General features: G+C 66.1%; 11 protein-coding genes. 9 read left to right on the forward strand and 2 right to left on the reverse strand.

All coding sequences use genetic code 11. From position 1 onward, the window contains the following. The first annotated feature begins 246 nt into the window (after positions 1-246). From GUY60_RS39770 to GUY60_RS25750, 5 genes are all read left to right on the forward strand, one after another. Entirely contained in the window at positions 247-912 is a 666-nt protein-coding gene (locus GUY60_RS39770) for a Psi4 family immunity protein (protein ID WP_161701893.1), read from the forward strand. 261 nt (positions 913-1173) lie between these two features. After that, positions 1174-1572 carry an SseB family protein gene (locus GUY60_RS25735; RefSeq protein WP_246235664.1) on the forward strand — a complete coding sequence of 133 codons (399 nt, stop codon included), beginning with the start codon at positions 1174-1176 and terminating at the stop codon, positions 1570-1572. Next, positions 1569-2201: a hypothetical protein gene (locus tag GUY60_RS25740; protein ID WP_161701895.1), complete on the forward strand. Its 633-nt coding sequence runs from the start codon at positions 1569-1571 to the stop codon at positions 2199-2201. Before GUY60_RS25735 ends, GUY60_RS25740 begins: the two co-directional genes overlap by 4 nt. Then, on the forward strand, positions 2201-6883 hold the full coding sequence (locus GUY60_RS25745; protein ID WP_161701897.1) for a putative T7SS-secreted protein: 4683 nt from the start codon (positions 2201-2203) through the stop codon (positions 6881-6883). The genes GUY60_RS25740 and GUY60_RS25745 overlap by 1 nt, the downstream gene beginning before the upstream one ends. Positions 6884-6896: 13 nt before the next feature. After that, positions 6897-7151 carry a hypothetical protein gene (locus GUY60_RS25750; RefSeq protein ID WP_161701899.1) on the forward strand — a complete coding sequence of 85 codons (255 nt, stop codon included), beginning with the start codon at positions 6897-6899 and terminating at the stop codon, positions 7149-7151. 121 nt (positions 7152-7272) lie between these two features. On the opposite strand, the gene GUY60_RS25755 is transcribed toward GUY60_RS25750, so the two are convergent. Together GUY60_RS25755 and GUY60_RS25760 are read right to left on the reverse strand one after the other, a co-directional pair. After that, on the reverse strand, positions 7273-8046 hold the full coding sequence (locus GUY60_RS25755) for a helix-turn-helix domain-containing protein (protein ID WP_161701901.1): 774 nt from the start codon (positions 8044-8046) through the stop codon (positions 7273-7275). A gap of 848 nt (positions 8047-8894) precedes the next feature. Continuing rightward, positions 8895-9062: a hypothetical protein gene (locus GUY60_RS25760; RefSeq protein WP_161701903.1), complete on the reverse strand. Its 168-nt coding sequence runs from the start codon at positions 9060-9062 to the stop codon at positions 8895-8897. A 48-nt stretch (positions 9063-9110) separates the two neighbouring features. On the opposite strand from GUY60_RS25760, the gene GUY60_RS25765 reads away from it, so the two are divergent. The 4 genes from GUY60_RS25765 to GUY60_RS25780 all read left to right on the forward strand — a co-directional run bounded on the left by GUY60_RS25765 (position 9111) and on the right by GUY60_RS25780 (position 11492). Continuing rightward, positions 9111-9509: a hypothetical protein gene (locus GUY60_RS25765; protein ID WP_161701904.1), complete on the forward strand. Its 399-nt coding sequence runs from the start codon at positions 9111-9113 to the stop codon at positions 9507-9509. A 90-nt stretch (positions 9510-9599) separates the two neighbouring features. Continuing rightward, a complete protein-coding gene (locus tag GUY60_RS25770) occupies positions 9600-9800 on the forward strand; it encodes a hypothetical protein (protein WP_161701906.1) in 201 nt (66 codons plus the stop codon). Between the two features lie 102 nt (positions 9801-9902). Then, on the forward strand, positions 9903-11093 hold the full coding sequence (locus GUY60_RS25775) for a helix-turn-helix transcriptional regulator (protein WP_161701908.1): 1191 nt from the start codon (positions 9903-9905) through the stop codon (positions 11091-11093). Positions 11094-11183: 90 nt separating this feature from the next. Continuing rightward, the gene (locus GUY60_RS25780) at positions 11184-11492 is read left to right on the forward strand and encodes a hypothetical protein (RefSeq protein ID WP_161701910.1); all 309 of its coding nucleotides are present in this window, start codon (positions 11184-11186) and stop codon (positions 11490-11492) included. The last annotated feature ends 110 nt before the right edge of the window (positions 11493-11602 follow it).

The raw sequence follows: 11602 nt of genomic DNA on the forward strand, positions 1-11602 counted from the left end.
TTGTTACGCAGTGGGGGGTGCGGGTGTCACTGGGGCCACCCTGTGCTGTCGTATCGGGAGGGCGATGGGGGGCGACAGTTCTTGAGTACGGGCTACGGGCTGGACGAGCCGGGGACGGCAGCGGAATCAGCAGCGGAACCAATGGTCGGCCGGGTCGTACCGCTCCCGTTCCAGCCGGGACTGGCCGGGCACCTGGGCCGACGAGTGCGAGCGGGGGCCCGAGGAACGGGCCACGAGCACGTCATCGTGTGCGGGACCGCGAAGGCGGAGGTCGCGGCGGTCGAGGTCGCGACGGTGGAAGAAACCCTCACCCGGCACATCCGCACAGCCGAAGGCCCACTGCTGATCGCGCTGCCCGACCTGTCCGGCGCACTCCTCGTCACGCACGAGGGATACGCGTTGCTCGCAGGGACGGACGCGTTCCTCGACCACAGCGTCCCCGAGGGCACGGACAAGGCGATCGTCGACTTCCGGCGCTACGCCGCACGCACCGGCCGACGAAACCCGACGCTGCGCGCGGTGGCGGACGCGTTCCGCCCGAGTGAGTGGGCGTGGGCGTCGACGAGCCAGGTCGCCCCGGAATCGGCCACCGCGAATCAGCTCTCGCTCATGGAAGCGTTTACGGCCGATGGGATCAGCGCCGAAGATTTCGCGCGCTCGTGGCTGGCCGCACGCCGAGAGGCGATGCACAGACACGAACGCCTGCGGGACCCGCTGTCAGCGATCCTCGACCAGGTCTTCTACGCACTCGACGAGTACGTCATCGACCCCGGGTTGCGAGATGCGGACGACATGACGGATGAGCAACTGCGGCAGATCGTCAGCGAGCAGTCGTTGGCGCTTGCGGCGGAGGCGCGGACGTGCGGGGCGCGTGTGCTGCCTGGTGAGGCAAAGGCCACTCCTGGGGACTGATTTCAGCCAGCCGCGGATGAGGCCACAGCGAAGGCTTCTCCCCAACTGTCGGCGGTGTGGGGCTACTTGGCGCGGGGGTGTGGTCGATTTCCCGCCAGGAGCGGGCACGGCATAGGTGACTGTGTGTTCGATTGTCAGTCCTGTCAGTTACGGTGCTTGTTCGCGTACGCAATGAACTTTCGCGTACGCAACGCAAGGCGACGGGGAAGTGCGATGACTACGGGGGTGGTCGGCATGCGGGCTGCTGCATTGGCGCGGCGTATGACCGAATTGACGAAGTCCGGTGAGGGCGATCTCAGGGCTCTGGTGGGGGAGTTCCGGCGCAGCGAGGTTCTGGTGCCGGTGGTCGAGGGCTCCCTGCTGACGGTGGCGACCGACGACGTCCGCTGGCTGTTCGCCTTCACCGATATGGAGACCCTCGACCGCTTCGCGGAGCAGCGGCCGGAGACGGTCGACGAGTGGGTGCCGGTGTTCGGCGCGCGACTGTTGGACCAGGTGATTCCGGGGATCGGCGGGCCGGTCGGCGTCGCGGTGGACGCGGGTGGTCCGACGGGTCTGGTGCTGCCGCCGGTGCCCGGGGTCGTGCCGGACGCGGTGGCGTGGGAGGCGGTGCCGGGCGATGCGCCTGGTCTGGGCGCGGCCGCGGGGGGTGCGCGATGAGTGGCAACGGTTTCCGGGCGGATCCGGAGGCGATGGCCCAGCTCACCAAGGGCATCAAGCTGGCGATGGACGAGCTGAAGGAGCTCGGCTTCGACATCGACGCGAACCTGGGGCGTGGCTTCGACAAGTTGGAGCTGGCAGGTCTCGAGGTCGGGGACGCGGGTCTCCAGGAGTCGTTCGCGGGCTTCTGCGACCGGTGGGGCTGGGGCGTGCGGGGGCTGATGCAGGACGCCAACAAGTTCGCGGTGATGTTGGACCTGTCGGCCGGGATGTACCACGAGGAGGAGGAGTACGGGAAGAACACGTTCAAGACGGTCCTGAACCAGGTGGCGGGCAATCCGTACGCGACGGAGGAGGACATCCGGAAGCAGTCCGTGTCGGACGCGCTCGCGAGCAGCAACCCCGTCGGTCAGATCCAGGACGCGGACTACAGCATGGGCTCGATCCGTGACGCCAAGAGTGAGGTCGAGGAGTCGTGGGACAAGGTCGGGGAGGAGTGGGAGTCCACGACCTTGACCCCGTGGGAGGACGACACCGAGTTCGAGCCGGACGGCCCGACGAAGGAGTCGTTCACGCCACAGGAGAAGCCGAAGGGCGACTCGTCTGACGCCGAGGGGGGCAAGGGCTGATGGGCATCGGGGATGCGCTCGACGGCATCGGGAATGCGGCTTCGGGCGCCATGGACACGGTCAAGGAGAAGACCGGCGACGCGGTGGGCTGGGTCACTGACAAGTCCGGGGACGCTTTCCAGTCGGTGGGCATGGACTCGGCCGCGGAGGGTGTCCGCGACGCCGGCGAGGGTCTTGCCAACCGGCTGGGTTCCGATGTGCCGGAGCGGCAGTTGGGGGAGACCGACGACCCCAAGGAACTGATCCACGGCAGCGTTCCGGCGCTTGAGGAGCGGGCCAAGCACCTCAAGGACTTCGGGCGGGCCTTCGAGACGGTCGGGCGGGGCCTGGGGAACCTGGACTCGGGGTTCTGGCGGGGCGAGGCGGCGGACAGGTTCCGCGAGAAGTTCAGCATGCAGCCGAAGAAGTGGCTGACGGCCGCCGACGCCTGCGAGGACGCCTCGCGTGCGCTGGAGTCGTACGCGCAGACAGTGGCCTGGGCGCAGTCGGAGGCGACCGCGGCGATCGAGCTGTACAAGAGCGCGCAGGCAGCCAGTGAAAAGGCAGCCAAGGACCACGAGTTGAAGGTCGGCGCCTACGACTCGTCGATGGAGGCGTACGACGAGTATCTGGCGGAGGGCAAGACCGACCCCGGCCCCAAGCCCACGAATCCCGGGCCCCTCCGCGACCCGGGCGTCGCCGGCCGCCGGGAGGCGCAGGAGACCTTGGACGAGGCCCGTCGCCAACGCACCGAAGCAGCCCGCGATGCCCGCGGCCGGGTGCAGCAGGCCCTGGAGACGGCCCCGGAGAAGCCCGATCTGCTGGATCGGGCGGGTGCCGAGATCATGGACAACGCCCAGTCCTACGGGATGGGCCTGGCCCACTTCGCGGGCGGCTTTGCCACGGCGCTCGGGGACACGGCGGCCATGGTCCGCACGGCGAATCCGCTCGACCCGTACAACCTGACCCACCCCGCGGAATGGGTGAAGAACGCCAACGGGGTGGCTACCGGTCTGCTCAGCACGGCGGCCCACCCGGAGCGCATCCCGAAGTCGTTCATCGGCGCGGGCTGGACCAGCGACCCTCAGCACGCCCTCGGCAATTTCATCGGCAACTTGGTCGGTCCCAAGCACCTGTCGAATTTCGGGAAGGGGGCGGGCGGGAAGCCGCACTCGGAGCAGCCGTCCGGAAAGGGAAGAGACGAGGGCGACAAGCCGGATTCCTGCAAGACCCCGGAGAAGGGCGTCTGCGAGAACGACCCGGTGGACATGGCGACCGGCCGGATGCTTCTCCCGCAGACGGACGTGTCCCTGCCCGGCGCGCTCCCGCTCCTGTTCTCCCGCCACTTCAAGTCGTCGTATCGGGCGGGCTATTGGTTCGGCCCGTCCTGGGCGTCCACGGTCGACCAGCACCTGGAGGTGGACGCGACAGGCGTCGTCTTCGTCCGCCAGGACGGCGCGGTCCTGTCGTACCCGCACCCGGCCCCCGGCGTGTCCGTCCTGCCCAACGGCGGTGACGAGCACGCCCTGATGCTCGACGCGTACGGCGACTACATGGTCACGGACCCGGTGCAGGGCCGGAGCTGGCACTTCGCGGCTCCGGAGGGCGACGGCAATGGCATAGCCCTGCTGATGCAGATCACCGACCGCTCGGGCCAGTACGTCAGCTTCGAGTACGCCGCCGACGGGGCCCCCACGGGGATCGTGCACTCGGCCGGCTACCACCTGAAGATCACGACCGAGGGCAAGCGCGTCACGGCCCTGCACCTGGCGGGCGGGGCTCCCGACGGCAGCGATCAGGAGCTGGTCGGCTTCGGCTACGACTCGGCCGGTCATCTGGCATCGGTGACCAACCCCTCGGGCCTGCCCACCCGTTTCACGAACGACGAGCTGGGCCGCATCACGTCCTGGACGGACACGAACGACTCGTCGTACAGCTATGTCTACGACGACCAGCACCGCTGCACGTACCAGACGGGCCAGGCGGGCCACCTCCGCGCGACCTACACGTACGACGACACGGACCCGGCCACCGGCCACAAGGTGACGACGTTCACCAACTCCCTGGGTCACACGAAGCGTTACCTCGTGAACGGCCAGCTGCAGGTGGTCGCGGAGACGGATCCGGCAGGGGCGACGACCCACACGAAACGCGACCTCTACGACCGCCCGCTGACGGTCACGGACCCGCTCGGCCGGACTTCGAGTTACGCGTACGACGAGGCGGGCCGAGTGACGATGGTGGTCCGCCCGGATGGCGCGTACACCAGCGTCGCCTACGACGAGTTGAGCCTGCCGGTCGTGGTGGCGCACTCGGACGGCACGTGCACGTACCAGCAGTTCGACGAGTTCGGTAACCGCGTGTCGGTGACGGACGGGTCGGGGGCGACGACCCGCTTCGGGTACGACGCGCTCGGCAACCTGGCGTCGATCACGGACGCGTTGGGCTCGACGACTAGGGTGGCCTGTGACTCGGCGGGCCTGCCGCTGGAGATCACCGACCCGCTGGGTGCGGTGACCCGCTACGAACGGGACGCGTTCGGCCGCCCGGTGACGGTCACGGACCCGCTGGGTGCGGTGACGCGCCTGGAGTGGACGGTCGAGGGCAAGCTCGCGCGCCGTACGTCTGCGGACGGTTCGACGGAGTCGTGGACGTATGACGGCGAGGGCAACTGCCTTACCCATACGGACGCGATGGGTGCGGTGTCGTCGTACGAGTACACGCACTTCGACCTGCTGTCTGCGCGTACGGGCCCGGACGGGGTGCGGTACGAGTTCGAGCACGACACGCAGTTGCAGCTCCGCAGAGTCCTCAACCCGCAGGGTCTGACGTGGGGTTACGAGTACGACGCGTCGGGCCGCCTGGTGGTGGAGACGGACTTCGACGACCGAGTTCTGACGTACGCACACGATGCGGCGGGGCAGTTGACCTCCCGCACGACGCCGATGGGCGATGTCATCCGCTTCGAGCGCGACGTCCTCGGACGTATGGTCCGCAAGGACGCGGCGGGCGCGATCACGACGTTCGAGTACGACGCGACGGGCGGTTTGGCGCGGGCGGTGAACCCGGACGCGGTCCTGGAGATGGCGCGGGACGCGGCGGGCCGACTGGTGTCGGAGTCGGTCAACGGTCGGACGATGACGTTCACGTACGACGAACTCGGGCGGCGGGTGGGGCGTAAGACCCCGTCGGGGGCGGAGAGTTCGTGGCGCTACGACGCGGCGGGCAACCGCACGGAACTGGTGACGTCCGGCCGGACGATGACCTTCGAGCACGACGCGGCGGGCCGGGAGCTCAGCCGACTCATAGGCGACTCGCTCTCCCTGACGAACTCGTTCGACGCGGTGGGCCGCCTGACGAAGCAGTCCCTCGTGGGCCCGGCCGACCATCTGGTCCAGCAGCGTGCGTATACGTACCGCGCGGACGGCAACCTCATAGGCGTCGACGACAAGCTGAACGGCTCCCGCCGCTTCGACCTGGACGCGGCAGGCCGGGTCACGGCGGTGCACGCGGCGGGCTGGACGGAGAGGTACGCGTACGACGAGGCCGGCAACCAGACGGAGGCGTCCTGGCCGAGCGCGATGCCGGGTCAGGAGGCGGTGGGTCCGCGTACGTACGAGGGCACGCGCATCCGTACGGCGGGAGCTGTGCGTTACGAGCACGACGCGGGCGGCCGCACGATTCTCCGCCAGAAAACGCGCTTGTCGCGGAAGCCGGACACGTGGCGCTATTCGTGGGATGCGGAGGGCCGTCTCACATCGGTGATCACGCCGGACGGCACGCGGTGGCGGTACGCCTACGACCCGCTGGGCCGACGAATATCCAAGCAGCGGCTCGCGCCGGATGGCGAGACGGTCGCGGAGCAGGTCGACTTCGCTTGGGACGGCACGACGCTTTGCGAGCAGACGAGCCACGTGCCGGGTGCGCTGGGGGCGGTCATACTCACTTGGAACCACCAGGGCTTGCACCCTCTGAGCCAAACGGAACGCAAACTCGGCCAATTCGCGGACTCCGAGGTCGACGAACGCTTCTACGCCATCGTCACGGACCTGGTGGGAACTCCCACGCGACTATTTGACGAGCAGGGCGAGACTGCCTGGCATACCAGAACCACACTATGGGGCACGGCGGTTTGGAACCGGAGCGCGACTGCGTACACGCCGATACGTTTTCCGGGGCAGTACTATGACCCCGAGACAGGGTTGCATTACAACTACTTCCGGCATTATGACCCCGAGGCGGCACGTTATCTGACGCCTGATCCGCTTGGGATAGAGCCAGCACCCAATCCGGTGGCGTACGCGATAAATCCGCATTTCTGGATTGACCCGCTTGGCCTGTCTGTCTGTGAAACTGGAGGTTTTAAGAATCCAGTCACGCCGGATGAGGTGAGGGGGATCAACTCGAGCTACGGTGGTTCGACTCTAATGCACGGGAGCCCCCAGAATATGCTTGCAAATGTGAGTCGCTATGAGAGTTTCTGGGAGAAATCTGCCGTAGTCGTTCGAGATATTGCGGGATCTCACATGTATGACAACGGAAATAAGCGGACTGCAGTCGCCGTAGTCGAGGAGTTGATGCAGCGCAATAACGTGGTGTCCGGTCCGACCCATGATGACCTGTGGAGGGTGGTCTCTGCGGTTGGAAAGGGTGAAGTGCATGGCATTCGCGAGATAGCCGATATGCTTCGCGGGTACGCTTAGAGAGGTGGATGGTGTGAGTATTGACATCCCGTCGCTGATGGAAGACTTGGCTGGCACGGGGGCTTCTGTGTTGCTCAAGTGCGATGGCGAAAGGATCGAACAAAACCTAGGGGCGTGGACATTCGTCGTAACGGGTGGGCCGCTGGCGGAAGGAGGGCCGGTGCGGCGGGATGACAGCACTCTGAATGCTTGCCTCGCCTACGGTCTGCGTTTGCTGCGAGAGCGTGGTGAAGAGTGGCATTGGGTGGATCGATACCTGGCGGGGTGATGTGGGGGTAGGTAATTCCAGGGCCGCCCACGATCCCGCAGTGCGCGCCCTGGTATCGAGGTGCAGGAGAGCCTGATGGGCGGTGTTCGGTCGAGGCTTGTGCGTGATAGCTAAGCAAGCGTCACCTGGGAGTGCGGCTAAATCTGTTCAAGGCATCCTTGCTCGTCGAAGTTTCCACAAGTAGCAGCTCCCAAGTTCCCGAGTTCACATCGAAGTCCTTCCCGAACCCGATCCACTTACCGGACATGCGGCGGCCCGTCGGTTCGATGAGCATTTGGACCGCTCCGTGGTAGCGGGCGCCCTGGTAGTAGCCGGCGCGGGCCGTTTGTTCGGTCCAGGTGCCGGTGACCACATTGCGGTCCAGGGTGAGGTCGAGAGTCAGCGGGCTGTCGGGGTTACTCGACGCCCCGGGGAGGCTTTGGCCGGTCAGCTTGGTGCCGTGCTGGAGTACTACGACGTAGTGCTTGGCTTCGAAGGTCTTGCCTCGGCCCGAGCTGTAGTACTCGTAGCGTGACAGCCAGATTCCGGAGTAGTTCGCTGTGGCTGTGGTGGGTTGAGGGGCCTCGGCCTTCGCGGCGGCACGTTCTGGGGCGGCGTTCATGTCGTGACCTCTCTTTCCATCGGAGTGCACGCGCGCCACGGGTACAGGTAGGGCGAAGCCGAGGGACTCCACCGGGCGGCCGGTGACGCGTTCAAGTGCCCGCGCGTACACGGGTCGTGGGGCGCGGCTGACTCCTGATTCCCAGCGCTGTACGAGTCTCTTGCTCGCGTCGTTGGGTTCGCCCAGTTCGTCACCGGCGCGGCGCAGCGCTTTCGCCATGTCGTCCTGGCTCATGCGCAGACTGATTCGTACGGCCCGGAACACGTCGTTGGACGTGTGCAGCTCAGTCGTCATGTCATCGACGGTAGCGGCCGTCGGTCGCCGATGACACCGGTTTGACGCCTTCGGGTGACGCCCCGATGACGCCGCTACTGCCGTCGCAAGGGCATCCTCAGCCCTCGACGATGGCGGGACGTAACCTCGACGGAAGCTGGCATCGATGACTCAAGTTCCTGTCTCTGCCCAGGATCGACACCCCTCGCTGCGTCTCCTCCCCTGGAGGAGCGACGATGGTAAGTCGTGCTTCGTCATCGGTGACGGTTCCGGTCCGGTGTCCCGTATCGCTGACGAAGTCGAACGCGTCCAACTCGTCATGGGGCAGCAGTTGTTGGGGCATGCGCGAGAACTGCTGGATTGCCCACGGGCTTCCGTCGGCGAACTCCGCTTTCTCGGGCGGCGGTTGGTCGAGTCGCTCGCCGATGCGTTGCGCGTGGCAGAGAGTCGCGGAGTGTCCAGCTGTGATGTCTCAGGTGCGGCATCCGGCAAGTCGGAACAGTCCGCGGACGGGAAGGAGGGCCTTTGAACGGGGGGAGTCGTCTTCTGCTACGTGGCTGGTCCATGACCTCGGCCTGGATGAGGTCGAGTCACAACTGGCGTCGGACCAGGCACTTGGGGACGTGGCGTTGTGGGTGGCTGTCAGGGATCTCGCCGTGGGGCGAATGCAGAACGAGACCCTTGCGCCGGACCTTCGGATGCGTTGGGGGAGGGTCGCGTATGGCGCAGCCGTGAGGAAGCTGGACAGCAGCAGAGCCCCTGGCCCCAGGGCCGGGGCCGCTGAGGCGGCGAGGGTTCGGGCTTATCTGATTCGGGAGTTCGGTGCCTCGCGCGAGGATCGGCTGAGAGATCCGCGTGATCTGTGTGAGTCAGTGCTCGCCGTTCTCGATGCGGATCGTGACGATGTCGGCGAACGTGCGCCCCAGTGGCGGCAGTTGCCTCCGCAGCAGATCCTCGTGCTGCGGCGGCTGAAGAATGCTCTCAATGCGGTGAAGGGCGTGCAGGAATACCTCGACGTAGACGATCCCCTCCGGCACGAGGTAGACGCATGGCTGGAATAGTTTGGGGTACCGCAAGGACGTGAGGTGCGTGAATCGGCGCGCCAAGATGAATACAGGACATCAAGAATGCAAATCGCTAGCTGGGAACGCGACTTTCAGGTCTGGCACTACACGTTCAGCTATGCGCAGCTTTTGCTGCGAAGCGGGCGGCGAGATGACATGGATAAGCGCATCGACGTGCTGTTCTCAAGAGTTCGCCACATGGAGCTCCCGTATGAGTTGAATGGGCTCACTATCGACGAGCTCCCGGTTTCAGAGAAAGACCTACCTGCAGGCGCTTCCATCGAATACGGCGTCCCATGCAAGCTTTTCTTGATCAATGGCGGAATCGGGAAAATCTACGCCGGAGGCTGTAAATGGCATGGAGACTACGAATGGCTCGATGCGCCATCACATTTTGGTCCACTTCGAGGGGTGAAGTGACGGGTCACCTTGCACGTCTGAGAGGCGCCCTCCATTATCACGGCGAGGGATACGTCAAATCGACCGACTTGACTCTTTCTGTTGAGCAACTTGAAGGAGATCGACGGAAGAAATATGCGGGCTTTCTGTTGCCTCTGCGGTACTGATATCGATAAGGCGGATGATGGGGCTGCGGCAGAGCTGCGCCTGATTCCTTTGGGGGAGGGGAATGTGGTGCAGCGCCTCTATTGTCATTCGGGATGCCTCAGAAGTGAGGTGGTCGCCGATATCCCGCTCTGGTTTGAAGATTGAGTGTGCGTACGGCAGCAGGTTCAAAGGTCCCGAGTTCACGTCGAACCGGTGACGCCACACGAACCGCTGCACGGTCGGTTCCCGTCGCCGTACGCTCGCACCATGAGCGCCGACATGGGCAAGCGGCTTCAGGACGTACGCAAGCGGCGCGGGTTCACGCAGCGGGAACTCGCCTCCGTATCCGGGGTGTCCGTCTCCTTGATCCGCAAGTTGGAGCAGGGAGAGCGGGCGGACACGCGTCTTGAGACAGCCCGGCGCCTGGCTGTGGCACTGCGCGTTCCGACCACGAGTCTGGTGGGCGGCCCCGCGGCGGGGGCCGGTGAAGGCGCAGACCCCGATCGTGACGACCAGTGGGCGCCTGTCCGGCAGGCGCTCGTCGGCCCCGTGGGCAGCGCCGACGCGAGCGAAGTACCCACCGTTGCCGGGATGCAGGACCTGATCGACGCGGCGGTGCCGCTCTTCTCCGGCGACAGGTTCCGGGAGTTGAGCCTGATCCTGCCCACCCTGATCCGCGACGCGGACCTGATCGCCGAGACGGGCGGGCCGGCCGGGCGGGATGTGCGCGTACGGCTGATGCAGCTCACAGGGTGGCTGCTGACGCAGACCCGGCAGTTCGAAGCTGCGGGCACCGCACTCGACCGGTCACTCGAAGACGCCTCCGACCGCCTTCAAGGCGCCGCGACGGTCAATACACGGTGCTGGTTGCTGTTGCGTCAGGGGCGTTTGGGCGAGGCTCGCGAGCTGGCCGTTCGGTGGGCCGATGAGGTGGAGCCACGCATCTCCCGTGCCACGCCTGCCGAGTTGAGCGCATGGGGCTGGCTGTTGCTGCGGGCCTCCGCCGCGGCGGTGCGGGACAACCGGCCGGGAGAGGCCGAGGACACCCTGCGGTACGCGCACTCGGCGGCCGTCGCCATGGGGCGGGAATTCGCGCCCGGCGATGACTTCCTCAAGGCGTTCGGGCCCGTCACGGTCGCGCTCAAACGGGCCGAGAACGCCATGGTGGTCGACCGCCCGGACCTGGTGCTCAAGCTCTCCGCCCGCATCCCCACGTCCGGGATGCGCACCACGTCCAACAACCGCAACCGTCATCTGCTCGACGTCGCGGAGGCGCACACGCGGGCACGGGACTACGCGAAAGCGGTCGACGTCCTCCAGGAGATCCGCGCCTCTGCCCCCGAGTGGCTGCCGAACCAGCGCTACGCCCGCGACATCTTCGGCCGGATCATTGCCCGGCGGCGGACTCTGACCTCGGACATGCGAAGCCTCGCGGATGCCATCGGGGTGCCCATGTGAGTGACCCGGTGGCGGTGGGTGGCACTTCTGTCTGATGCAATGTCAAAGTGCCATTGATGGTGAGGGATTGGGCTCCGTAGCGTCACATGCATGACCAATCCACACGGAGTGCACATCGCACGGCTGTTGCCGTGGGCCGGCTCTGACGGAAAGCCGTGCTTCCTGCTGACCGATGGGGACGGCTACCTCACGCGAATCGCGGACAACGTGGAGTCGGTCCAACTCGACATGGCCGGTGAACTCCTTGACCACATCGACGACTTGCTCACAGGCCCGGGGGCAACCTCAGACCAACTCCGTTACGGCCTGGCGCGGATGAGCGAGTCATTGCGCGATGTGAAACGCATCGCGGACAGCAGGGGTGCGCGACTGTCCGGCCCTGTGGCGGATGGCAATTGAGCGCCGGATTCACGATCCTGGTCGGCCCCAGGCCCCCGGCGCCTGAGCCCTCAAGGCGCACTAGGCCAAACCAAAACCATGTACCCCCCGAAATAAGCCGCCACCAACAC

The sequence above is a fragment of the Streptomyces boluensis genome (assembly GCF_009908195.1).
Classification (GTDB): domain Bacteria; phylum Actinomycetota; class Actinomycetes; order Streptomycetales; family Streptomycetaceae; genus Streptomyces; species Streptomyces boluensis.